Below are 22715 nucleotides of genomic sequence, written 5' to 3' on the forward strand. Positions count from 1 at the left end.
TTCAGAAACACCGCGGAACCGGCTTTGCCGGGCCGCCGGTGTTGCCCCCGGCGAGGGGGTAGGCGAAGCGACACGAAGTGCGCGCAGCCTGGGGGAGTTCAATGATGCTTGTCGCTGCGGGCGATGGCCAGCAGGTGTTCGACTTCTTCCGGGTACTTCTTCAGGTTGTTCTCGTGCCAGCGCTTGATGATCCACATGCAGCCGGCCACCACGAGGCCGAATGCGCTGATCGCACCGTAGGCCGACAGGCCCAGGCCGGTGCACACGCTGTAGAAGGCGCCCAGCAGCAGGATGCAGGCCTGTTCGTTGAAGTTCTGTACCGCGATGGAGCGGCCCGCGCCCATCAGGTTGTGGCCGCGGTGCTGCAGCAGCGCGTTCATCGGCACCACCAGGAAGCCGCCGAGGCCGCCCAGCATGATGAGGAACGGCACCGCCAGCCAGACGTTGCCGATGAAGTTCATGGCGATCACCATCAGCCCCATCGCGATGCCCATGGGGATCACGCGGGTGGCCATGTCCAGCCGCATGCGCATCGACGCCACGATCGCGCCCACGGCAGTGCCGATGGTCACCACGCCGGTCAGCGCCGAGGCCTGGGTGGTGTTGTAGTCCAGCGCCAGCGCGGCCCAGGCCAGCACGATGTACTTGAGGTTGCCGCCCGCGCCCCAGAAGAGCGTGGTGGTGGCCAGCGAGATCTGGCCGAGGCGGTCGCGCCAGAGGCGGGCGTTGCAGTGCCAGAAGTCGGGCAGCAGCGCGGCGATGTTGCGCGCCAGGCCGTGCTCGGGGTTGGAGCGCAGCGGGCGCATCTCGACGCCGGTGTGCGGGATGCGCGTGTTGAACCAGGCGGCCAGCGCGTAGACGAAGATCAGCACCGTGATCGCGGCCTCGGCCGGCGAGCTGACGCCGGTGTCGATGAACGGGAAGTCGAAGGCGAGCAGCTTGCTGGACACCGCGTGGCCCACCAGCGTGCCGCCGAGCACGATGCCCAGCAGGATCGAGGCGATGGTCAGGCCCTCGATCCAGCCGTTGGCCTTGACCAGCTGGGATGCCGGCAGGAGCTCGGTCAGGATGCCGTACTTGGCCGGCGAATACGCCGCCGCGCCCAGCCCGACGATGGAGTAGGACAGCAGCGGGTGCGAGCCGAACAGCATCATCAGGCAGCCGAGCACCTTGATCGCGTTGCTGATGAACATGACCTTGCCCTTGGGCAAGGCGTCGGCGAAGGCGCCCACCAGCGGGGCGAGCACCACGTAGAAGACGGCGAAGATCGGTACCAGGGCGGCCCGCTGCCATTCGGGGGCGCCCGAAGTTCGCATCAGGTCGACCGCAACAACGAAGAGCGCTTGGTCGGCCAGCGACGAAAAGAACTGGGCCGACATGATCGTGTAGAAACCGCGCTTCATCGATGGGCTGGCTGGCCAGAGGGTCTGCTGGCGGTAGTGAAAAAGTGTCGCGTCCGAGGCGAATGGGCGGTTATAGCATGGGGGTGCGGCCTGCAATTGCGCATCCCCACGGTGTTCGACCCCATTCCCGAAGGTGCTAAAACGTGGTCTGCATTTTCTCCGACTTGCCAGAGACCCCATGCCGCGCCCCATTCTCGCCACCGTCCACACCGACGCGCTGCGTCATAACCTCGAGCGCGCTCGCCGCTCGGCCCTCGAAGCCCGGGTATGGGCCGTCGTCAAGGCCAATGCCTATGGCCACGGCATAGAGCGGGTCTATGAGGGCCTGCGCGGGGCCGACGGCTTCGCGATGCTCGACCTGGCCGAGGCCGAACGCGTGCGCGCGCTCGGCTGGCGCGGCCCGGTCCTGCTGCTCGAAGGCGTGTTCGACGCGCGCGACCTGGAGCTGTGCTCGCGCCTGGACCTCTGGCACGCGGTGCACTGCGACGAGCAGATCGACATGCTCGCCGCGCACAAGACCCTGAAGCCGCAGCGCGTGTTCCTGAAGATGAATTCGGGCATGAACCGCCTGGGCTTCACGCCCGAGCGCTTCGGCTCCGCCTGGACCCGCCTCAACGCGCTGACCCAGGTCGACGAGATTTCGCTCATGACGCACTTCAGCGACGCCGACGGCCCGCGCGGCATCGCCCACCAGCTCGAGGTGTTCGAGCATTTCACGCGCGACCTGCCGGGCGAGCGCTCCGTCGCCAACAGCGCGGCCACGCTGCGCCACGCCAAGCTGACGCGCGGCGACTGGGTGCGCCCCGGCATCGTGCTGTACGGCAGCGCCCCCGACTACCCCGAACACGACGCCGCGCACTGGCAGCTGCAGCCCACCATGACGCTGTCGACCCAGCTCATCGGGGTGCAGACGCTGAAGGCCGGCGACACCATCGGCTACGGCTCCAGCTTCACGGCCGAGGGCCCGCTTACCATCGGCGTCGCGGCGGTCGGCTATGCCGACGGCTATCCGCGCCACTGCACCACCGGCACGCCGGTGCTGGTGAACGGCGTGCGCACCCGCATGGTCGGGCGCGTGAGCATGGACATGATCACCGTCGACCTCACGCCGGTGCCCGATGCCAAGTTCGGCAGCGAGGTCACGCTGTGGGGCAACTCGGCGAAGACCGGCGCGGTGCTGCCCATCGACGAAGTCGCGCGGGCCGCCGGCACCGTCGGCTACGAGCTGATGTGCGCCGTGGCCCAGCGCGTGCCCTTCGCCCCCGCCACCGAAGGCGAATGAAGGTTCTTTCCAATTGGCGCTCCGTGCGCCTTTGGGAAACGCAGGTCGAACGCGACCTGCATCGCAACTACAGCCTGCGCACGCACGGCATCCTGATCGGCAGCTTCACGCTGCTGCTCATGTGGTGCGTGTCGGCGCTGCAGATGCACCTGCTGCACGTCGATTCGCTGGCGGTGCGCTACTTCCTCACGCTGGGCGTGGGATACCTGGGCTACCTGCTGGTGCTGCGCTGGTGGGCGAAGCGGCTGGTCGAGGGCCGGGAGCTCGATGTCGACCTCGATGCGCCCGATGTCGACTTCGGCGGCGGACGCGGCAGCAGCAGTTCGCACAGCCACGTGAACCTGGGGGATGGAGGCGGCGGCGGAAGCGACGGCGGCCTTTCCGACATGGCCGGCGGCGCGCTCGAAGTCGCGGGCAGTGCCGACGAGGGCGCGATCATCGTCGTGCCGATCGTCGCGGTCTTCCTGATCTGCGTGGCCGTGGTGCTCGGCGCGGGGTCGCTGGTGCTGCTGTACTTCAGCTGGGACGCGCTGCTGGCCGTGGCGATCGAGATCGCGTTCTCATACGTGTCGGCCCGCGCCGCTGTGCGCGTGGCGCGCGAAGGCTGGCTCATGGCCGCCGTACGGCTCACCTGGAAGCCGCTACTGGGCTCGGTGATCTGCGCCGTCGCGCTCGGCGCGCTGCTCGATCACTTCATGCCGCAGGTCAACTCCTTGCCCGAGGCCGTGCGCGTCCTGACGAAGACGCACTGAGCGCGCCGAGCAGGTGCTCGATCAGCACCCGGCACTTGGGCGCCATGAAGCGATCGGGCGGGTGCAGGATGTATGCGTGCCCGCGATAGTTGCCCTGGAACTCCCAGTCGGCCAGCACCCGCACCATGCTGCCGTCGTCCAGCGCAGGCCGGGCGATGAACGCCGGCAGGCAGGCCACGCCCAGCCCCGCGAGCGCGCCGTCGAGCCGCACCTCGCTGTGGTTCGACACATAGCGCCCGCGCACCACCACCTCGGTCTCTTCGTCGCCCTGCCTGAAGCGCCAGTGGTTGTCGCGCTCGTGCTCGCCCAGCGACAGGCAGCTGTGCGCCGGCAAATCGAGCGGATGCGCGATGGCGCCGTGCCGCGCCAAATAGGCCGGTGTCGCGCACAGGATGTGCTCGACCGGCATCAGCCGGCGTGCCACCAGCCCCTCGGGCGGCTCGGTGGTCAGCCGCACCACCAGGTCCACGCCCTCGCGGATCGGGTCGACGTCGCGGTCGGCCACGATGAGCTGCACGTCGACCTCGGGGTAGCGCTCCAGGAAATCGAGGATGTGCGGATGCAGCACGCGCCGCGCAAAGGCCTTCGGCGCGCTGATGCGCACCAGCCCGGCCGGCTTCTTCGAGAAGCGCTGCGCGATGTCCATCGTGCCTTGCGCCGCCAGCACCAGTTCGCGGCAGCGCGCGAAGGCTTCGGCGCCGGGCTCGGTCAGCCGCAACTGGCGCGTGGTGCGCTGCAGCAGCTGCACGCCGATTTCCTTTTCGAGCCGCTTCACCTGCCGGCTCGCGGCCGAGGGCGTCATGCCCAGCAGATCGGCCGCCGCCGAGAAGCTGCCCAGCTCGGCGACCCGCAGGAAGGTCACCATCTCCGGCAGCACTTTGAGAAATGAATTCGTTCCCACGACGCAATAGTCCTGTTCCGGCCGATGGCTGTGCGGCCCGGGTGATGCCCAGAACAATTCCCTCTTTGGTTGTTCATGGACGGCGGGCCGACAGTATGGATTCAAAGAAGCGGGGTGGCATCGGGGCTGGCATCGGCCTGGCCGAAATCATGCTGCTGCTGGTGGCCGCGGTGTGGGGCGGCAGCTATGCGGTGGCCAAGCAGGCGACGCAGCAGTTGCCGGTGCTGGAGTTCATCGCTCTGCGCTTCGGGCTGACCTTCGTCGTGCTGCTGCCCGCGTTGAGGCCGCTGTTCGATGTGCAGTGGCGACAGGGCCTCGCGGTGGGTGGCCTGCTCGGTGCGAACCTGCTTGCGATCTTCGTGTGCGAGACCTTCGGCGTGTCGTTGACCACGGCGAGCAATGCCGCGTTCCTCATCAGCCTGTGCGTTGCGCTCACGCCGTTCGTCGAATGGTGGCTGCTGGGCCGGCGGCCGGCACGGCGCATGTTCTGGGCGGCGGGCCTGTCGGCGCTGGGGGCGGCGATGCTCTCGGCCACCTCGCCCGTGGACTTGTCGGTGGGCTGGGGCGACGGGTTGATGGTGATCGCGGCCTTCCTTCGCGCCGTGATGGTGTGCCTGACGCGGCGGCTGGCCGGGCGGCATTCGATGCCGGCTCTGACATTGACGGCCGTGCAGTCGGGCGTGATGGCCCTCGGCGCGGCGGCGATCTCGCTCGTTGCCTCGCCGGCCCATGGCGCATGGCACATGCCGCCGGCCACCGCGTCGTTCTGGTGGGGCATGGCGTACCTCGTGCTGCTGTGCACCGTGTTCGCATTCTTCGCGCAGAACCACGCGGCCTCGCGTTCGAGCCCGAGCCGGGTGTCGCTGCTGATGGGCAGCGAGCCGGTGTTCGGCGCGCTGATCGCGGTGTACGGATTCGGCGAGCGGATCGGGCCCTGGGGATGGGCCGGGGGCTTGCTGATTGTCTGCGCGGCCTGGTGGGTGACGTCCGAGCGCTCTACACGGCGCGAAACGCCCGCGGAAAATCGCCCGTCTTCTGCCCGTCGCGCCACGCGAGGCCCGCAGTGTCCAGCGCCCCGGGCACCGGCGACGGACGATGCTTCAGCGTGAGCTCTTCGTCGGCATAGAGGACGGCGAAGGCCCTGCGCTTCTCGTTGAAGTTCACGCCGGGGCCTGCATGGTGCAGGGCCCGGTAGTTGAAGGCCACCACGTCGCCCGGATCGACCTCGTAGCCCACGATGTCGAAGGCGGCGCGGTTGGCCTCGATGTCCGGCAGTTCGACTTCATCGTCCAGCACCTCGATCTTGCTGCCGCTCAGCCCATAGTGCGTTTTCCAGAGGTGCGAGCCGCGCACCACCTCGATGGCGGGCTCGCGCGGCATGTGATCGACCGGCATCCACACGCGCACGATGCGATGGCTGTCCGCCAGCCCGTACGAGGTGTCCTGGTGCCACGGGGTCCCGGCCGCCGGGCCGGTGCCCTTGTAGAACAGCTGGTCGTAGATCCAGCGCAGCCGCCGCGTCACGGTCAACTGGCTGGCGATCTCGCCGATCAGCAGGTAGAGCGGATCGGCGTCCGGCACTGTCGCGTAGGGCGAGGGAGCTCTGCGCTGCTGCTCGATGCCGTCCCGGGCCAGCTGTATCCACTCGGGCGAGATGATCTTGCGCAGGCACACGACGCCGTCCCTCAGGAACCGGAGGCGCTCGTCGATGCCTACGCTGCGAAGCAAAGGATTGCTCATGAGGGTCTCCAGGGCCGGCTTGCCTTTCTCAGGCACTCTTTCCTGCCGCGGTTCGCATGGAAAGGAACAGCCAGCCGATCATCAGCACCGCCATGCAGGCGAAACCCCAGGTCATGGCGTGGATCGTCTGGATGTAGGAGGCGGGTGGCGTCGCCGCGAGCATGAAGATCGCGAACACCACCGCGCCGACGGCCGAGCACAGCAGGAGGGCGCCCGGCCGGCCGGCCGCCCTGAAGCCGGTCCTCAGGCACATGGTCAGTCCGAAGATCGCGGGCGCGTAGAAGAAGGGGGAGAAATCCATTCCCTTGTAGTTCGCGCCGAATGCCAGCACCACGAGGCGGGGCCCCAGCAGGCCCAGCACCACGCCCACGCCCTCGGCGACCGCGAACCCGAGCAGCACGAACCCGATGAAGTCGCGAAACGCCTTGCCCCTTTGCGTGGAATGCCAGTTGGCCGCCAGCTGGGGAAGCAGGTAGTAGCCCAGCGCCGACAGCACGTACTGCATCGGCAGCAGGAAGGTGATGTAGATCTTGAGCAGCCCGCCCTGCTCGGCGTCCGCCGAGGAGCCGAGCAGCAGGATGGCGCCGCCCGTCATGATCCAGCTCATGAACTGCGAGAGGCTGGCTTTCCAGCCGTAAGCCATCGATTCGCCGACCGTCAGCCCCTGCGCGTCGCTCGCCGCCGGAAGCGGCAGCACCACGTTGCGCGTGTTCCTCAGCACCAGCAGGAGAAACGGGAGCTGGACGACGGACACCAGCAGCAGCGCGCCTGCCCAGCCGGCGGGTTCCCGCGCATTAAGCACGACGACGTACCCCAGCGCGACCAGCGCGCCCGATATGCACAACACTCCGTAGCGCCGCCCCGCGAGCAGCAGGCTGCGCGAGATCCAGAAGATCTCGTAGCCCACGATCAGCGCCACGCCCACCCAGTGAAGCCGCCCGGGAAACGCCACCAGCTGCCAGGCCAGGAAGCCGAGCAGGGAAAAGAGCACCACCAGGGCCCAGGCCAGCCACGCTGCCGACCGGTGCGTGTAGTAGCGCCTGATCAGCAGGGGCTCGTGCACCATCGCCATGTGCAGGATGTACTGGAAGCTGACCACCGCCAGGAACGCGGAGGCGACGCCGAAGTCCGTGGGCGAGAGCACGCGGGCCAGCGCGAAGCTCAGCAAAAGCTGGCTCGCGCTGTAGATGCACTGGTCCGCAACTGCGTAGATCGGACCGCCAAGGCGCTTTCTGAGACCGGACAGGCGTGTCATTCCAATCAGTCCGATATCGAAAGCAAAACAGGGTTGGAGGTCGCCTTGACGGTGAATCCCTCAGCCGAGCGGCTGCCGCAGCTGCCTTCGCGCATCCGGGGGAAGAAATCGACGCGTGTGCATTTCTTTGCGTTGCCGGCGGGGACCGACACTGTCTGTTCGGCGCCCCGCGTCCACACCACGTGCAGCAAGGTTTCGCCGCGGCGCAGCACCAGCCGGCTCAGGCCCTTGTCATCCTGGTACGACACCTTCTGCGAATGCCTGGCGATCTTGAGGAATTCGGTCAGGGCCGAGTAGGCCTCCTTCTTCTCGCCGGCATTCGACTTGAGCCCGAAGTTGTCTTCCTTCGAGAAGTAGGAGCGCCCCCGGTCGCGCCAGGAATAAAGGTTCAGCAGCTTGATGCCCGCCGCGGCGTTGATCAGGTATTCCCTGAAGATCAGCGAAGCCTGCGCGCCGCGGTCGCGAACCGGCATGTACGACGCATAGCCCCACTCGGAGGCGACGATGCCGGTCTTCTTCAGCTGGCGCTGATCCAGTTGCGCGCGCAGCTTCTGGTAGTCGGCCAGCGCCGTTTCGGGAACGGAGCGGTACGGGTGGATCGAGATGTCCGTCAGGCAGCCGCTGCGGGCGGCCGAGACGAAAGCGTTCTCCAGCTCCGGGGCGATCTTTCCTCCGTCGAAGGGCAGCTTCGCGAAGCCGAAGCCGACGATGATCTCCGGCTCGATCCTGCGCTCGGCGAGCCTGCTGCAAAGCTCGGACGAAGCGGCCTCGAAGTCCGGCAGGAGGCCGGGCTGAAGGAAGGTCTTGTTGTCCGGCTCGTTCCATATCTCCCACACGGCGACGTCTGCCGAATGGGCCTTGATGAAGTCGCTCGCGAAATCGGCGAACAGGCTTTGCCTGCTGCGGCCGGCGGCGCGCAGGTCGGCGGGCTCGTGGCCCCAGATCTCGCGGCCCCCGAACAGGGTGACGATCGCGTTCAGCCCGGCCTTGCGCACGCGCCGGATCAGGCGCGGGTAGTCGATCAGGCCGGGGTTGACGCTCTTCAGAGGAGGCCGCACGCCGAAGCGCACGAACTCGAAGCCGGCCGCGCGGATTTCCCGGAGGTCGTCGTCCGTGATGCTCGCGGGATCGATCTGCACGCTCAGCGCCACCGGGTACTCGGAACCCAGGCCGTCGATGCCCCGGGCCTCGGCCGCGCCGGCCAGCGCGGCCGCGAGAAGCAGGACGCCCAGCAGCCATTGGAGGCCACGCGCGGGCAAGCCGCAGGTCATCTTCATGGCAGCACCGATTCCTTGTAGAGGTCGACGATGGCGGCGTTCATGCGCTGCGAGGTGAACTTCTCCTTGAAGATCCTTCGCCCGGTCTGCCCCATCTGACGCAGTGTTTCGGCCGGCATGCGGTCGATCTCGCGCAGCATCTGGTCCATGTGCTCCAGGGCGAAGAGCCGGCCGCTCCGGTCGCTCTCCACGATGTCGACGAGGCCGCCCACGGCCGACGCGAATACCGCCTTGCTCCTGGCCATCGCCTCGACGGCGACGAGCCCGAAGCCTTCCCAGCGCGACGGAACGATGATGGCGTCGCAGGACTGGTAGACCGCGTCGAGCGCGTCCTTCTCCAGCCAGCCCTTGAACTCGACGCGCTCGGGGTGTGCGAGCTGGAGGTCCTTGCGCACGGAGTCGCCGACCACGATCAGCCTGAAATCGGGCCTGACCCTGGCGTAGGAGTCGAGCAGCAGGTCGATGCCCTTCTGCCGGTCGAGCCGGCCGACGAACAGGATCTTTCGCGGCCCGGCCTCGTCCGCGCGCAGCGCCGGGCGCGCTGGCGCGGGGCTCACGGAATCGATCCCGTTGGGAATGCACTTGCATCGCCTGATGCCGGACTTCGCCGCGATCCGCACTTCATGGCGGCTGATGCAGATGATGGCGTCGCTGCGCGAGGACAGCAGCCTCTCGATCCAGCGGTAGGCGGACTTCTTGTAGCCCGATGCCGCCTGGTCGAAGGCCCAGCCGTGGGAGCAGTAGACGATCTTCACCTCGCTCGGTATCTGTCCGAGCAATGCCATCGAGCGCACGATGCCCCCCGCGATCGAGCTGTGCAGGTGCAGCACCGCCGGGCGCTCCGACTCGATGATCTTCTTGACGCGAGCGGCATAGCCCACCAGGGACAGCGGGCTGCGCGCGGTAGGCACTACGTGGGCGCTCTCGGGATTCAGCCAGTCGACCCTTCCGGGCAGGATGAACTTCACCTGGGTGATTTCCGGCGAATTCCGCTGGAAATTCGAAACGATCCGGAGATAGGTTTCCAACCCGCCCTTGAGCGTTTCTGCGACGTGCAGGACTTTCATGGGGTTTTGCTCCTCGGATCAGATCAATGCATGGGTTCCGGCGATGACCTGGGACTTCAGCTCGTCCAGCCGCCCCTGGTCGCTCTTCTTCTCCCTGAGCAGGTCCAGCACGGAGGCCTTCAGCTCGTCATGGCGCGGCGACAGGCCGAACAGGTAGCGGGTGCGGTTCGTGAGCTGGAAGAAGGACTCGACCTTCTTGTCCCAATTCATGCCGATGGAGGGAATGCCCAGGCTGTAGGCAACGATGTTTGCGTGCAGCCTGTGCGCGGCGATGCACGAGCAGGCGGCGATCAGCGCGACAAGATCGTCCGGTCGCTTCGGAACGACGAACGAGAAGCCCGGGGCCGCCGACCGGGCGGAAATCTCGGCGAGGATCTTGTTGTCTTCGGCCGCGCCGTTCGTGAAGTACAGCACCCGGGCGCCTTCCGCCTGCAGCGCTTGCGCGAGGCCCGAGAAGAACTCCGCGGACCCGCTGGTGCGCGTGCTTCCGTATTCCGAATTCATCACCAGCGCGTCGAGGCTGCTGACGCAGATACCCACGTCCCATTTCTTTTCCGGAGAAACCTCCTGCGAAAAGGCGCTCGCGCAGACCAGCGCCGGATCGGGAACCACGTCGATGCGGCTGCGCGGGATGCCGAAGAACGCGTGCAGGTTGTTCGCGGAATCCACGTCGCGCGTCGCGTAGAAAAGCGGCGCGGCGTTCCGCAGGAACTTGCCGACGAGCAGTTTTCCCCAGAAGGACCACCGGGCCGTGACACCGACCGACACCACGGCCACTCTCTTGCCCCGAAGCAGCCTGCCCAGCAGGAAGAGCTTCGAGGGGAAGTTCAGGGCCACGTCGCAGAACAGCTGGCCCCCGCCGATGATGACCAGGTCCGCATCGGCCACCGCGGCGCGCCATTGCCTGCGCCAGGCCAGCAGGTAGTTCTTCAGGCAGTACGCGAAAACGATTGCGCTGCGCAGCAGCGAAGGCAGCTTCTGGAAGATTCCGAACGCGCCGCCGCCGCGCAGGTTCGATTCGTCGAACGCGACGCGGCCGGCGATGTCGAGAAATTCCACCCTCGCATCGGGGTACTTCATGCCGGCGATGTGGGCCAGGGAGGCTGCGATGACCCCGTCGCCCAGGTTGTCGCTGAACGGCACCGCGCAAATCAGGATTTTTTTCATCTTTGAATTGGTTTGTTCTCGGAAACCTTGATCGCGATGATGTAAAGCATCACGGAGGTCAAATGCCTGGTGAAGCTTCCGAGATCGGGTTCGAATATCAATTGCACGAGAATGTGCGCAATAAAGAGGCTGCCGAAAAACCGGGGCTCGAACCGCTCCGGCTCCCGTTTCGATCTTCGCCTTGCTTTATGGAGAATGATCAGCATGGCCGCGATCATCAATTGCATGAACGCGTCGCTCGCCGTCTGGAAATAGAGAACCGGCGTGATCAGCACCGTGGCGGCATAGGCGTAATTGGCCAGGAATCCGGGGCCGCTGGCCGGAGACGCAATATTGGTGAAGGCCGTCCGGTTGTCGCTGCCGATCTGCTCCGCATAAGCATTCGAGGTATCGCGCGGCGACTGCAAGGTCTGCAAAAGGGAAGAGGGTGCGGCCATGACCGCTCCTACGACAACAATGGTCGCCAGAAAATGGTATTTGAGCGGGCGGCACCAGAGGTAATAGACGGCAAAGAAGACGCCGACTATCAAAAGATAGTATTGGCGCACGAAAATGCCGTAGATCGCGTAAAGCGAAAGAAACGCCCCGTAGGTCAGTATTTTCGAAGTCCGGAAATAGATCGACGAGACGGTGATGCACATGGTCATGATGAGCACGACCGTCTCCTTGGACGGAGCAAACATGTTCAGCATGATGCAAGGCGCAATCAGCAGCAGCCTCGAGAAGAAATCGCCGGCCTTGCGGATGCCGTGCGTCGCAAAAAGCAGGACTATTGCGCTTACGCCGCAGGTGAAGACATCCAGGTTGTCAACGCCGATAATGCTGAACAGCGCCGCGGTGACCGCGAACGAGTTGTCCATGTCACCGGTCCCCCCGTAATTGAGGATCTCGATGATCTTTGCAGAGTCGACGCTCCATTTCTCGGGAAGCATTTCCCGGAAATACGCATAGATGACCGTGTACACGAGCACGATCAATATTCCCGCAATGGAGAATTGGTTGACGCGGTGGGTGCTGCGCCGCATTGCTCGTCCTGGCATGGCGTGACTCATCCGCAGCCGACGAAATTCATCGCGACCCGTGACCGGCGGCAACCACCCAGATGGTTCTGAAGAATATGTCCACGTCCCTCGACACGGAGAGGGTCTCGACATATCTCACGTCCAGCGCGACACGTGCGTTGTAGGTCAGCTGATTGCGCCCGCTGACCTGCCAGAGGCCGGTGATTCCGGGCCGCACGGCGCAGTAATGGGACCAGTCGTGGCCGTAGAGCTCCTTTTGCTCCAGCATGCACGGGCGGGGGCCGATCAGGCTCATGTCGCCCACCAGCACGTTCCAGAATTGCGGCAATTCGTCCAGGCTCGTCTTCCGGATGAATTTGCCGAAGCGGGTGATGCGCGGATCGTCGTCCAGCTTCTGGTATTCGTCCCACTGCCGCCGGGCCTCGGGATTGTTCTTCAGGTGCTCTTCCAGCACCTGGGCCGAATTGGCGATCATCGAGCGGAATTTGTAGAACCTGAATACCCGCCCGTTCTTGCCGTAGCGCGGCTGGTAATAGAGGACTGGAGATCCGGAGCTGATCAGCACGAAAATGCCGATCAGGACGAAAAGCCAGCCGAAAGCCGTGAAAAAGAAAAGCGCGGCGGCGATATCCACCGATCTTTTTCCGGCGCGAAGCGCGGCAGGATGATGGAATCCGGTCCGCGAATTGCCTCGAGGCATTTCACCATTCACGTCCCAGCCTTGCGGCACCAGCGATTCCTCGGGGCGGAGATTTCCCATGGGATTTCTCGGTCCGGATTTGAAGCGCGACAAGATTTCCCGTCGAAATGCTTTCATTTTTGACGCACCTTTCCTCATGCGGGCAAATGCCCGCATGTCCTCTGGTTATGGCCTTGTTTTTTTGGCCGACACTATCCGCACAAATGCCTCTTGGGATCTGCGATGCAGAAACCATTGCACGGCCAAATGACTCGATGAAGGCAATACGAATGGACTAATTGCCATTTGTAGTGCCTTTTTATTCGGAATACTATTTAATTATTCGATCGACGCACGGTCGAGGCTGGGCGAGTGATTTTTAATTTAACTCCAATTCCGCTGGCTTAAGTGGAATCCCTGTTGGCATTGTATGTGTATTGCAACTGCTTGTAAGCGCCGTATTTGTAGCCACCGCTTCCGGCGTGGCGCCGGCTTAGATCTATAGCATTCAGAATTACGCCATTTACCGATCTGCCAGCGTGCGCGAGCCTTCTGACGCACTCGTTCAATTCGCCGAGTTGCGTTTTTTCGGCGCGCGCGACAAGCAGCAGGGTGCTGGCGAGCGGGGCGACCGAGGCGGTATCCGCGGCCACGAGAACCGGGGCCGTGTCGATGATCACGAGGTCGTATTGCGGCGACAGCTTCTCCAGCACGTGGACGAAGGACTCGCTGGTGAGCAGCTCCGCCGGATTCGGCGGCAGCATGCCCGTCGTGATGACGTCCAGGTTGGGCAGCACCGCCGGCCGTATGGCCTGGCTGAAATCCAGCGTGCCCGCGATCAGCTCGGACAGGCCCGAAGACCGCTGGATCGAGAGGAACTGGTTGACCCGGCCCTTGCGCAGGTCCGCGTCGATCAGGAGCACGCGCTTTCCGGTTGCGGCGCTGATCGTTGCGAAGTTGACCGAGATGAAGGTCTTGCCGACGTCGGGCGTCGCGCCCGAGATGAGCAGGCGGTTGTCGGTCGCCTCCAGCATCGCGAACTGAAGCGCGGTGCGCAGGCTGCGCAGGCTTTCCACCGCCGGGTCGTCGGGGTAGAGATGCGCCAGCACGTGCTTGCCGGTGGTCTTGTTCTCGATGTTCCGGTCGATCGCGCGCTGGGCGGCGCTCAGCGGAATGCTGCTGTAGACGTTCAGCCCCGTGTGGCTTTCGATCTCGCCCGGGTTGCGGATGCCTCCGAAGAAGGCGCTCCTGGCGACCGCGGCGCCGATGCCGGCCGCCAGCCCGAGGATCGCCGCCAGCGCGATCACCAGCGGCCGCTTGGGCCACACCGGTTCCTCCGGAACGATGGCTTCGTCCAGCAGGCGCACGTTGCCCACCTTGCCTTCCTTGGCCAGCCGCATCTGCAGCGAGCTGTTGAGCAGCGAGACGTAGAGGTCGGTGTTCACCTTGATGTCGCGCTGCATGCGAACCGTGTTCTGCTGCAGTTCGGGCATCTTGCGGATGCGCGCGTCGATCGTGGCGATCGCGCTCTTCCACGCGGCGACCTGGGTGTCGAGCGTCTGGACGGCGGGGTGCTCGCTCGCGAAGCGCGCGATGAGTTCGCGCCGCTTCTGTTCCGCTTCGAGCAGCTTGGACTGCAGGTCGACGGTCTGCGCGAGCGCGTTCTTCGCCTCGTCGTCGAGGCTGACCGTGCCGTTCTGGTTGCGGTAGCGGTTGTAGATGTCTTCCGACTGCTCCAGCTGTTTCTTGAACTGGGGCAGCGCGCCATCGAGGAAGCCCAGCGTCTTCTCGGCCTCGGCCGCCTTGCGTTCCATGTTCTGGCGCACGTAGAGGCGTCCGATCTCGTTGAGCAGCTGCGTCAGCTTCTCCGCGTCGGGGCCCTTCCAGCTCACGTCGAGCACGCCCGACTGCTTGCCCTTTTCCACCACCTTCAGGCTGTCCTGCAGTGCAAGAAGCGTCAGCTGCGTGGAAGACCGCACGAGCACGAACTGCGCGCCGGGCTTTGCGCTGATGCTGCTGACCATCAGGCTCAGGTTGCCGTTGGGGACGTTCGGAACGCTCGCCTGCAGCAAGGTGCCGATGGTGCCCTTCATGGGCGTGTCGATGTCAGGGTTGCTCAGTTCGTACTGGCCGTCGGTGCCGACAGTCAGCGTGAACTGCTTCTCCTCGAAATCGGCAGGTACGTCGAACTTGGGAACGAGGATCTTCTCGTTGCCCGTCACGTAGCCGGACAGGCCCATGAAGCCCGGGTCGGACAGTTCGGTGGCGCGGCGCGAGAGCCAGCTGCCCACGATGGGCGCGTAGCGCGGCCGCGCGCTGATGTAGAGCTTGGTGTTCTCCACCGCCTTGCCGAGGATGGCGCGCGAGCGAAGGATCTCGATCTCGCCCGCGGCCGGCGTCTTCACGCTCAGCAGCGAAGAAGCGGCATCGCCCAGGAAGCTGCCGGCGGAGTTGCCGGAGTCTTCCACCTGCACCGCGACGTTGGCCTCATAGACGGGCTTGCCAAGAAGGGCATAGGCCGTGCCCAGGAGCACGGTCGCGGCGGCGATGGCCGAGACGAGCCAGCGGTTGTCGATGAGGATGTCCAGGTACTCGGCCAGGTTGATGCCGCTGTCATCCTCGTCCAGTGCCTGCATCGGCGGCAGCGCGGCTTGCTGGGTAGCGTTCATGTCGTTTGCTGCTCGGGGTTCGTGATTTTCAGAATGCGCTCGATCCACGCGCGCGCGCCGGTGTCGATGAGGGCGAAGGCGTGCTCGAACGCGGCCTCGTCCTGCCGGTAGGGGTCGGGCACGTCCTGCCCCGTGAACTCGGCGATGCGAAAGACCTTGCCGCGCACGAAGGGGTAGGCGGACTCGAGGTGGCGGCGCTGTTCGCGCTCCATCACCAGGATCAGGTCGGCCTGCCGGCACAGCAGCTGGCTCACCTGCTGCGCGACGTGGCCCGAGATGTCGATGCCGCGCCGTCGCATGAGCGCCTGGGCCGTCGCGTCGGCCGGCTGGCCGACGAGCGCGCCGATGCCCGCGGAGAACACGCGCAGGTGCGGCAATCCCGCCGCGAGCAGGCCTTCCGCCATCGGGCTTCGGCAGATGTTGCCGATGCAGACTGTCAGCACGGATCTCATCGGTGGTTCAGGTAGACGCGGTCGCCGATGTCGAGCACCTGCGCGGCCGGCAGGATCAGGCTGGCCACCCGGTTCCAGCTGGCCAGCGGCACGGAGTCGATGTAGACGACATCGCGCGGCTGCAGGGGAAAGCGGTCGGCCAGTGCCAGCGCGGCGGGGTTCTTCGCGTTCAGGTGGAAGACCGAGGGCGAGCCATTCGCGCTGCTGCCGTTGTTGCGCACCACGTAGATCTGCCCCGGGTTCGCCGTGCCCAGGCTGGCGCTGCCGGCCTCGCCCAGCGCCTCGTTGAGGCTGAGCCTGCCGTTGTGCATGGTCAGCGCCGAGGGCTTGAGCACTTCGCCCATCACGAACACCTTGCTCTCGTCGCGGTTGCGCACCTGCACCACATCGCCGTTCTGCAGCGGAATGCTGCCGGCGCTGCCGCCCAGGTCCTGCAGCCTGGGCAGGTCGATGAGGGTGGTCTTGTCGCCGCGCGTCAGCGTGATGAACGAGCGGTCGCCGTTCGCGGTGATGCCTCCGGCACGGTTGAGCGCCTCGGCCAGCGTCATCGGAACGTCGGTGAAGATCTGCAGCCCCGGCGTGCGCACCTCGCCCTCGACGAACGCGCGGCGGCTTCTGAAGGACTGGATGCGCACCGTCACCTGCGGATCCTTGATGTAGCGCGCGATGCGGCTGGCGATCAGGTCGGACGCCTCGATCTCCGTCAGGCCCTGCATCTGGACGCGGCCGATGTACGGAAAGCTGATCTGCCCGTTGGCGCCGACGATGAAGCCCGGCGCCACGTTGATGCCCGTGGGGTCCGCCTGCTGGGAGATCACGGCACCGGCGTTGGGCAGCAGCTCGGGGTGGTCGTAGACGATGACGCCGATCACGTCGCCCGGCCCGATGGTGTAGGCCGGGGCTTCGCCGAACAGGGCCTTCACTTCGGGCGGGATCGACGCCGGCTGCGCCTCGGCCATCGCGCGGATGAGGCTCGGCGAGATCGGGACCAGCGGCTCTTCGGGCCTGCCGTCGGCTGAAAGACGCGGCGCCGGCCCTTGGTCGGGCTCGTAGGCCGCCAGCGATCCGAAGCCTGGCGCGCATCCCTGAAGCAGCAACAACGCGCCGGCCAGGGCGGCACTCCACCTCGTCAGGTACAGGTAGCGAGTCAAATGGAACTCCATTGCGAACTTGGTTATTTCAAAAACTGCGATTCCACATGCAAAGCCCGAGCCTGATTTGGATTGATTGCGCCGGTTAAATCTTTCTATTGACAGGGTGTTTATTCCGGGCAATCGGCGCTTTATCGGAGGGCCGGCCTGAAGGAAATTGTCGCTGCCTTCGCGGCACGACTTTTTCGTGGAGTAGACGCAAAAGACGTGTCTATTCGTGGTGCGACCACGCCTCGCGCATGGTTATCTTCCGGCAAGGCGCCGGAAGGCCATTTTTCATTGGGGAGCGGGGGCTGGATTGCCTGTTTTCAGGGCGTTTCCAGAAATCGAAAATTGCGACTTATTAATTACCTCGCACAGCCGGGGATTTGTGGTTTCCGATCCACAAAGTCAGGCTGCATAGGGTTTTTGATATTGCATGCAATTTTGTTAAGAAATGTGTCGGGGTAGGAATTGGCCGACAAGGCGTAGGCCGGAAGCGTCAATATGACTGCTGGAGGCGGCAGCCTGCCCTCGGCAGGAGATGACTGCGGGCACCACCGCAAAGATAGGTTTTTCTAATTAATTCCGGAATTGCCCGCCCCGTGTCGGAGCCGAAAGCACCAAGTATGTGCAATGGTGTTTCAGTAAATCGATGAATGATTTAAGGCTAATTTTCGGATCAATTGAAGGAGGCGTTGATTTGCGCCATCCCAATGGACACTTTTGTAGTGCTCTTCTATTTGCATCATTCCGGGTGCCGGAAGATGTTTCGAATTTCCATCATTGAAACCAGGGTCGAGCCGCCCGGCAGCTAGAGCGAATCAGAAAAAAGATTTCAATGCCGGCCGAATTAGGGGCAGGCGGGTGCGAATTCGAGGAGGGGAATGTGCCGGAATACCCGGCAAATTGAATGCGAACGTTCCTGTGCGACAGGCTGGCGGCAGGCCTGCAGCTTATTGCTCGCGGTCGTCGCCGGGCTGGCCGAGCTGGCGCTTGGCCGAGCGCACACCGCGCAGGACGAGGTACAGCGCGGCGCCCCCGATCAGCACGAAGCCGGCGACTGCGACACCGCCCATGCCGAAGGCCCACCACCAGAACAGGCCGCTGATGGGCAGCAGCACCAGCGCCACGAGCAGTTCGATGAAGATCAAGCGCATCCTTCTCCCCTTGTTCTCAGCCATGCCTGCAGCCTTGTTGGTGTGTAAGAAATCGCTACGTGCATTTTTGAGTGGCGAGAGGATAGCCCAAGAAGAAAAGCGGGGGTTACAGGGTTTGAGCCCCGTATCCACACCCGCTTCTTCAGTCTGCGGACCGAACCTGCGCGCCGCCTGACTGGCGGCGGCGCTCAGTAAAGGCCGAGCTGCCGCGTCCTGAGCCGCGCCAGCCCCAGCAGCGCATCGGTGAACGGCGTGGCCACGCCGGTCAGTTCACCCAACTCGCGCACCACGGTCACCAGCGCATCCAGTTCCACCGAGCGGCCGGCTTCCACGTCCTGCAGCATCGACGTCTTGAACGCGCCGAGCTTCTTGGTGATCGCGTGCCGGTCTTCGGGGCTCTGCGTGATCTCGATGCCGATGCGCCGGCCGATTTCCTTGGCCTCCAGCATCACCGCCGAGATGAAGCCGCGCACATAGTCGTCGCCCATGATGAGGTCGGTGGTGCAGCCCGTCAGCGCGCTGATCGGGTTCACCGTCATGTTGCCCCACAGCTTGAACCACACGTCCTTCTGGATCTGCGGCGACAGCGTGGTGTCGATGCCCGCGGCGTTCAGCAGCTCGACCAGTTTCTGCACGCGCGGCGTGGCCTCGCCCGAAGGTTCGCCCACGATCAGTCCGTTGCCGAAGTGATGCCGCACCACGCCGGGACCGTCGAGCGAGCAGCTCGCGTGCACCACGCAGCCGATCACGTTGCGCGCCGGAATGGCCTTGGCAATGGCGCCTTCGGGGTCCACCGCCGCGAGCCGGTGGCCGGTGATCTCGCCGCCGAAGCCGCCTTCGAGGAACCACCACGGCACGCCGTTCATGGCCACCAGCACGATGGTGTCGGCACCGATCAGCGGTCCGATGCGCTCGGCCACGCCGGCCAGCGCAGGCGCCTTCACGGCGATGACCACCAGGTCCTGCACGCCGAGCGCTTCAGGGTCGGCCACCGCGTTCACCGGCACGCGCGTGCGCGCGTCGCCGCGCATCAGCGAGAGCCCGTCGCGCTGCAGCGCCTCGAGCGTGGCGCCGCGCGCCACCACGTTCAGCCGCTGGCCCGCCTGCGCCAGGCCGGCACCGATCCATCCGCCGATGGCACCGGCGCCGTAGATGCAAATCTTCATGGGAAAGCTCGCCTCAGTTTCTGTAGCTCGGGTCGATGCGGTCCACCTGCCGCACCAGTGCATTGAACACATCTTGTCCGGCGCCGTGCTCGGGGCTGAACTGCAGCGCGTCGCGGGTGCAGCGGCGGGCGATTTCCTCGCTCACCGGAATGGCCGCGCCCATCGAGAAGGTGGCCATCTGGATCTCGCAGGCGCGCTGCAGCGTCCACAAAATCGCGAAGGTCTGCGGCAGCGTCTGTCCCCATGCCAGCAGGCCGTGGTTGCGCAGGATCACCGCGTTGCGGTTGCCGATGCTCTTGAGCAGGCGCGGGCCTTCGTCGGCATGGATGGTGATGCCCTCGAAGTCGTGATACGCCACCATGTCGTGCAGCTGGGCGGTATAGAAGTTGGTCTGCTGCAGCCCGCCCTGCAGGCAGGCCACGGCCACGCCGGCCGTGGTGTGCGTGTGCATCACGCAGTGCGCGCCGGGCAGGCCGTCGTGGATGGCTGCGTGCACCACGAAGCCGGCCGGGTTCACCGGATACGACGAACCATCGAGAACCTTGCCCTGCAGGTCGATCTTCACCAGGTTGCTGGCCGTGACCTCGCTGTAGTGCAGGCCGAAGGGATTGATGAGGAACTGCTTCTCCCCGCCCGTCACGCTGTCGGGCAGCCGCACCGTGATGTGGTTGTAGATCATCTCGACCCAGCCCAGCATCGCGAACACGCGGTAGCAGGCCGCGAGCTCCTCGCGCGCGGCGCGCTCGTCGGGATGGATCGAGGGATGGACCAGCGCCGAGGCGGTCGGGGTGGCGAGAGTGTTCATGGCAGTTCCTTCATGTGTTTCAACCTTCCGCTGTAAAGCCGACGTCCTTCACGATCGGGCCCCACTTTGCGGTGTCCTTCTTCAACAGTTCCGTCAGCTCGGCGGGCGTGGAAGACATCGCTTCCAGGCCGAAGGTGCCGAGGCCGTCGATCACGTCCTTCTGCGCGAGCGCGTTCTTCATCGCGGTGTTCAGCTTCGCCACCAGCTCGGGCGAGGCCTTGGCCGGCAGGAAGAAGGCGAACCACTCGCTGTGCGCCATGTCCTTCAGGCCCTGTTCGCCGAAGGTGGGCACGTCGGGCACGAAGCGGCTGCGCTTGGCGCCCGACACGCCCAGGATGCGCACCTTGCCCGTGGGAAGGTGCTGCGTGATGTCGCCGATGGGCCCCGACACCGCGGAGATGTTGCTGCCCAGCAGGTCGAGCATGGCCGGCTGCGTGCCGCGATAGGCCGCGTGCTTGAGCTCGACGCCGCCCTTCTTGCCCAGCAGCGCGCCAATGAAGTGCGGCGTGGAGCCGGACGCCGGCGAGCCGTAGTTGGCGCCGGCCGGGTTGGCCTTGGCCCAGGCCAGGAATTCGGGCACGGTCTTCACGCTGGCCGGCACGGCCGGGCCCACGGCAAAGCCGAAGTCGAACACGCAGGCAAGGCTCACCGGCGTGATGTCGGTCACCGGGTCGTACGGCAGCTTCTTGTAGATGTGCGGGTAGATCGTGAGGATCGAGGTCGGCGTCTGCAGGATGGTGCTGCCGTCGGCCGGGCGGCCCTTCACGTAGCCCACCGCGATCTGGCCGCCCGCGCCGGTGCGGTTCTCGACCACGGCGGTCTTCGCGTACTCGGGGCTGAGCTTGGTCGCCAGGCGCCGGCAGGTGGTGTCCGACGTGCCGCCGGCCGCGAAGCCGGTGACGATGGTTGCGGTCTCGATGTGCGTCGTCGCCTGCGCGAAGACGTTCTGGCCAAGGCTGGCCATCAAGGCGGATGCACTGGAGGTCTGCAGGATCTGGCGGCGCGTGAAGCTCATGGTGTCTCTCTCCGGACGGTGGTTATGGAGGGTCGATCAAGACTCGTCGCGCAGCCAGGTGACCGCGCCCGAGTGGGTCACGGCGCCCTGGTGGGCAGGGCGCACGGTGAGCGCGTATTTTTCCAGCACGCCGCCTCGCGCGACCCCCGCGTTTACCTCACGTCCGGCGAGCCGCTCGGCGATTTCCTCCGCGCTCAGTTCGACCGAAATCGAGCGGGCCTCGGCCCGCGCGTCGATGGCGATCACGTCGCCGTCGCGCAGCGCCGCGATCGGGCCGCCGTCCGCCGCTTCAGGCCCCGCATAGCCGATGCACAGCCCGCGCGTGGCGCCCGAGAAGCGCCCGTCGGTCAGCAGCGCCACCTTGTCGCCCATGCCCTGGCCATAGAGCAGGGCGGTGATGCCCAGCATCTCGCGCATGCCGGGGCTGCCCTTGGGGCCTTCGTTGCGGATCACGATCACGTCGCCGGCCTCGTACAGGCGGTTCTGCACGGCGGTCTGCGCTTCTTCTTCGGAGTTGAAGACGCGTGCCGGCCCGCGGAAAACCAGGCCCTTCAGGCCCGCCGTCTTGAGCAGCGCGCCGTCGGGGCACAGGTTGCCCTTGAGCACCGCCAGCCCGCCGTCGCGCGTGATCGGGTTGCCGGCCTCGCGCACCACGCGGCCATCGGGCGCCAGGGCGCCGGCCAGTTCCTCGGCCATCGTGCGGCCGGTGAAGGTGAGCACGTCGCCGTGCAGGAAGCCCTGTTCCAGCAGCGTGCGCAGGATGACGCCCGCGCCGCCGATGTAGAACACGTCGCGCGCCAGGTACTGGCCGCCCGGGCGCAGGTCGGCGATGAGCGGCGTGCGGGCAAAGATCTCGGCCACGTCGTCGAGGTGGAACTTGATGCCTGCCTCATGCGCGATCGCCGGCAGGTGCAGCGCGGCATTGGTCGAGCCGCCCGTGGCCGACACCACCGCGCAGGCGTTTTCCAGCGCCTTGCGCGTGACGATGTCGCGCGGCAGCGGGCTGTCGCCCATCACCGCCTTCATGAGGTTCTTCGCGGCGCGGCGCATCAGCGGTGCGCGTTCGCTGAACACCGCCGGCACCATGCTGGAACCGATCGGCGCCAGGCCCAGCGCCTCCGACACCATGCCCATGGTGTTGGCCGTGAACTGCCCTGCGCACGCACCGGCCGTGGGCAGGCAGGCGCGGCTCATGGCGTCGAGTTCGTCGTGCGTGGCGGTGCCGGCCAGCACCTTGCCGATGGTCTCGTAGGTGTCGACCACGTTCAGGTCGCGGCCGTCCGGTCCCGGCATCTGCCCCGGCAGCGCGGAGCCGCCGTGCACGAACACGCTCGGCACATTGCAGCGGACCATGCCCATCATCAGCCCCGGCAGGTTCTTGTCGCACGCGCCGATGGCGAAGATGCCGTCCCACTGGTGGCCGCGCGTGGAGGCTTCCACGCTGTCGGCGATCAACTCGCGCGAGACCAGCGAGAAGCGCATGCCCGAATGCGCCATCGTCAGCCCGTCGCTGATCGACACCACCGGGCATTCGTGCGGCGTGCCGCCTCCCGCGTAGATGCCGGTCTTGGCATGCTGCGCCTGCTCGCGCAGGTTCAGGTTGCACGGGCTCATCTCGCCGCCGGTGTGGAACACGCCGATGTGCGGACGCGCAATGTCCTCGTCGTCCTGGCCCAGCGCATGCAGGAAGCTGCGCGTGGTCGCGCGGATCGTGCCCTCGCGGATGGTGGCGGAGCGAAAGCGCTTGGTCGGGTCGGTGGGCGTGGTCATTCG

General features: G+C 65.6%; 20 protein-coding genes. 3 read left to right on the forward strand and 17 right to left on the reverse strand.

Annotated features, from left to right (window positions below; all coding sequences use genetic code 11):
• Positions 1-98: 98 nt before the first annotated feature.
• Positions 99-1403 (reverse strand): lysophospholipid transporter LplT, encoded by a 1305-nt coding sequence (gene lplT / locus ACWV14_RS01745; RefSeq protein ID WP_454902144.1) that lies wholly within the window; start codon positions 1401-1403, stop codon positions 99-101.
• A 178-nt stretch (positions 1404-1581) separates the two neighbouring features.
• Between lplT and alr the strand changes: the two genes are divergently transcribed.
• Both alr and ACWV14_RS01755 read left to right on the forward strand, forming a co-directional pair.
• Positions 1582-2685, forward strand: coding sequence for an alanine racemase (gene alr, locus ACWV14_RS01750; RefSeq protein ID WP_454902146.1), 1104 nt, complete (start codon positions 1582-1584; stop codon positions 2683-2685).
• On the forward strand, positions 2682-3437 hold the full coding sequence (locus ACWV14_RS01755; protein WP_454902148.1) for a hypothetical protein: 756 nt from the start codon (positions 2682-2684) through the stop codon (positions 3435-3437). Before alr ends, ACWV14_RS01755 begins: the two co-directional genes overlap by 4 nt.
• On the opposite strand, the gene ACWV14_RS01760 is transcribed toward ACWV14_RS01755, so the two are convergent.
• Entirely contained in the window at positions 3391-4338 is a 948-nt protein-coding gene (locus tag ACWV14_RS01760) for a LysR family transcriptional regulator (protein ID WP_454902150.1), read from the reverse strand. The two genes, ACWV14_RS01755 and ACWV14_RS01760, sit on opposite strands and share 47 nt — an antisense overlap.
• Positions 4339-4433: 95 nt before the next feature.
• Between ACWV14_RS01760 and ACWV14_RS01765 the strand changes: the two genes are divergently transcribed.
• Positions 4434-5447 carry a DMT family transporter gene (locus ACWV14_RS01765; protein ID WP_454902152.1) on the forward strand — a complete coding sequence of 338 codons (1014 nt, stop codon included), beginning with the start codon at positions 4434-4436 and terminating at the stop codon, positions 5445-5447.
• Here ACWV14_RS01765 and ACWV14_RS01770 read toward each other — a convergent pair.
• From ACWV14_RS01770 to ilvD, 15 genes are all read right to left on the reverse strand, one after another.
• Positions 5335-6078, reverse strand: a complete 744-nt coding sequence (locus tag ACWV14_RS01770; RefSeq protein WP_454902154.1) for a phytanoyl-CoA dioxygenase family protein — start codon at positions 6076-6078, stop codon at positions 5335-5337. The two genes, ACWV14_RS01765 and ACWV14_RS01770, sit on opposite strands and share 113 nt — an antisense overlap.
• Positions 6079-6106: 28 nt before the next feature.
• Entirely contained in the window at positions 6107-7333 is a 1227-nt protein-coding gene (locus ACWV14_RS01775) for a lipopolysaccharide biosynthesis protein (RefSeq protein WP_454902156.1), read from the reverse strand.
• Between the two features lie 5 nt (positions 7334-7338).
• Complete coding sequence (locus tag ACWV14_RS01780) at positions 7339-8610, reverse strand: hypothetical protein (RefSeq protein ID WP_454902158.1); 1272 nt, start codon at positions 8608-8610, stop codon at positions 7339-7341.
• The gene (locus ACWV14_RS01785) at positions 8607-9677 is read right to left on the reverse strand and encodes a glycosyltransferase (RefSeq protein ID WP_454902160.1); all 1071 of its coding nucleotides are present in this window, start codon (positions 9675-9677) and stop codon (positions 8607-8609) included. The genes ACWV14_RS01780 and ACWV14_RS01785 overlap by 4 nt, the downstream gene beginning before the upstream one ends.
• An 18-nt stretch (positions 9678-9695) precedes the next feature.
• A complete protein-coding gene (locus ACWV14_RS01790) occupies positions 9696-10844 on the reverse strand; it encodes a polysaccharide pyruvyl transferase family protein (RefSeq protein ID WP_454902162.1) in 1149 nt (382 codons plus the stop codon).
• Complete coding sequence (locus ACWV14_RS01795; RefSeq protein WP_454902164.1) at positions 10841-11869, reverse strand: hypothetical protein; 1029 nt, start codon at positions 11867-11869, stop codon at positions 10841-10843. Before ACWV14_RS01795 ends, ACWV14_RS01790 begins: the two co-directional genes overlap by 4 nt.
• Positions 11870-11912: 43 nt before the next feature.
• Positions 11913-12626, reverse strand: a complete 714-nt coding sequence (locus tag ACWV14_RS01800; RefSeq protein WP_454905987.1) for a sugar transferase — start codon at positions 12624-12626, stop codon at positions 11913-11915.
• A 323-nt stretch (positions 12627-12949) separates the two neighbouring features.
• On the reverse strand, positions 12950-15214 hold the full coding sequence (locus tag ACWV14_RS01805; protein ID WP_454902166.1) for a polysaccharide biosynthesis tyrosine autokinase: 2265 nt from the start codon (positions 15212-15214) through the stop codon (positions 12950-12952).
• Positions 15211-15666 carry a low molecular weight protein-tyrosine-phosphatase gene (locus ACWV14_RS01810; protein ID WP_454902168.1) on the reverse strand — a complete coding sequence of 152 codons (456 nt, stop codon included), beginning with the start codon at positions 15664-15666 and terminating at the stop codon, positions 15211-15213. The genes ACWV14_RS01805 and ACWV14_RS01810 overlap by 4 nt, the downstream gene beginning before the upstream one ends.
• Positions 15663-16829, reverse strand: coding sequence for a polysaccharide biosynthesis/export family protein (locus ACWV14_RS01815; protein WP_454902170.1), 1167 nt, complete (start codon positions 16827-16829; stop codon positions 15663-15665). The genes ACWV14_RS01810 and ACWV14_RS01815 overlap by 4 nt, the downstream gene beginning before the upstream one ends.
• A 923-nt stretch (positions 16830-17752) precedes the next feature.
• A complete protein-coding gene (locus ACWV14_RS01820) occupies positions 17753-17956 on the reverse strand; it encodes a hypothetical protein (protein ID WP_454902172.1) in 204 nt (67 codons plus the stop codon).
• Between the two features lie 188 nt (positions 17957-18144).
• The gene (locus tag ACWV14_RS01825; RefSeq protein WP_454902174.1) at positions 18145-19122 is read right to left on the reverse strand and encodes a 2-dehydropantoate 2-reductase; all 978 of its coding nucleotides are present in this window, start codon (positions 19120-19122) and stop codon (positions 18145-18147) included.
• A gap of 13 nt (positions 19123-19135) precedes the next feature.
• On the reverse strand, positions 19136-19927 hold the full coding sequence (locus ACWV14_RS01830; RefSeq protein ID WP_454902176.1) for a class II aldolase/adducin family protein: 792 nt from the start codon (positions 19925-19927) through the stop codon (positions 19136-19138).
• A gap of 19 nt (positions 19928-19946) precedes the next feature.
• Positions 19947-20942 carry a Bug family tripartite tricarboxylate transporter substrate binding protein gene (locus ACWV14_RS01835; RefSeq protein ID WP_081270038.1) on the reverse strand — a complete coding sequence of 332 codons (996 nt, stop codon included), beginning with the start codon at positions 20940-20942 and terminating at the stop codon, positions 19947-19949.
• A 36-nt stretch (positions 20943-20978) separates the two neighbouring features.
• Positions 20979-22712 (reverse strand): dihydroxy-acid dehydratase, encoded by a 1734-nt coding sequence (ilvD, locus tag ACWV14_RS01840; RefSeq protein WP_454902178.1) that lies wholly within the window; start codon positions 22710-22712, stop codon positions 20979-20981.
• Between the last annotated feature and the right edge of the window lie 3 nt (positions 22713-22715).

The sequence above is a fragment of the Variovorax durovernensis genome, assembly GCF_977011995.1.

What these genes read in the sequence shown, in the direction of transcription:
- lplT (WP_454902144.1), bottom strand. Translation starts at nt 1,403, where the DNA reads ATGAAGCGCGGTTTCTACACGATCATGTCGGCCCAGTTCTTTTCGTCG.
- alr (WP_454902146.1), top strand. Translation starts at nt 1,582, where the DNA reads ATGCCGCGCCCCATTCTCGCCACCGTCCACACCGACGCGCTGCGTCAT.
- ACWV14_RS01755 (WP_454902148.1), top strand. Translation starts at nt 2,682, where the DNA reads ATGAAGGTTCTTTCCAATTGGCGCTCCGTGCGCCTTTGGGAAACGCAG.
- ACWV14_RS01765 (WP_454902152.1), top strand. Translation starts at nt 4,434, where the DNA reads ATGGATTCAAAGAAGCGGGGTGGCATCGGGGCTGGCATCGGCCTGGCC.
- ACWV14_RS01770 (WP_454902154.1), bottom strand. Translation starts at nt 6,078, where the DNA reads ATGAGCAATCCTTTGCTTCGCAGCGTAGGCATCGACGAGCGCCTCCGG.
- ACWV14_RS01775 (WP_454902156.1), bottom strand. Translation starts at nt 7,333, where the DNA reads ATGACACGCCTGTCCGGTCTCAGAAAGCGCCTTGGCGGTCCGATCTAC.
- ACWV14_RS01780 (WP_454902158.1), bottom strand. Translation starts at nt 8,610, where the DNA reads ATGAAGATGACCTGCGGCTTGCCCGCGCGTGGCCTCCAATGGCTGCTG.
- ACWV14_RS01785 (WP_454902160.1), bottom strand. Translation starts at nt 9,677, where the DNA reads ATGAAAGTCCTGCACGTCGCAGAAACGCTCAAGGGCGGGTTGGAAACC.
- ACWV14_RS01790 (WP_454902162.1), bottom strand. Translation starts at nt 10,844, where the DNA reads ATGAAAAAAATCCTGATTTGCGCGGTGCCGTTCAGCGACAACCTGGGC.
- ACWV14_RS01795 (WP_454902164.1), bottom strand. Translation starts at nt 11,869, where the DNA reads ATGCGGCGCAGCACCCACCGCGTCAACCAATTCTCCATTGCGGGAATA.
- ACWV14_RS01800 (WP_454905987.1), bottom strand. Translation starts at nt 12,626, where the DNA reads ATGGGAAATCTCCGCCCCGAGGAATCGCTGGTGCCGCAAGGCTGGGAC.
- ACWV14_RS01805 (WP_454902166.1), bottom strand. Translation starts at nt 15,214, where the DNA reads ATGAACGCTACCCAGCAAGCCGCGCTGCCGCCGATGCAGGCACTGGAC.
- ACWV14_RS01810 (WP_454902168.1), bottom strand. Translation starts at nt 15,666, where the DNA reads ATGAGATCCGTGCTGACAGTCTGCATCGGCAACATCTGCCGAAGCCCG.
- ACWV14_RS01815 (WP_454902170.1), bottom strand. Translation starts at nt 16,829, where the DNA reads ATGGAGTTCCATTTGACTCGCTACCTGTACCTGACGAGGTGGAGTGCC.
- ACWV14_RS01820 (WP_454902172.1), bottom strand. Translation starts at nt 17,956, where the DNA reads ATGCGCTTGATCTTCATCGAACTGCTCGTGGCGCTGGTGCTGCTGCCC.
- ACWV14_RS01825 (WP_454902174.1), bottom strand. Translation starts at nt 19,122, where the DNA reads ATGAAGATTTGCATCTACGGCGCCGGTGCCATCGGCGGATGGATCGGT.
- ACWV14_RS01830 (WP_454902176.1), bottom strand. Translation starts at nt 19,927, where the DNA reads ATGAACACTCTCGCCACCCCGACCGCCTCGGCGCTGGTCCATCCCTCG.
- ACWV14_RS01835 (WP_081270038.1), bottom strand. Translation starts at nt 20,942, where the DNA reads ATGAGCTTCACGCGCCGCCAGATCCTGCAGACCTCCAGTGCATCCGCC.
- ilvD (WP_454902178.1), bottom strand. Translation starts at nt 22,712, where the DNA reads ATGACCACGCCCACCGACCCGACCAAGCGCTTTCGCTCCGCCACCATC.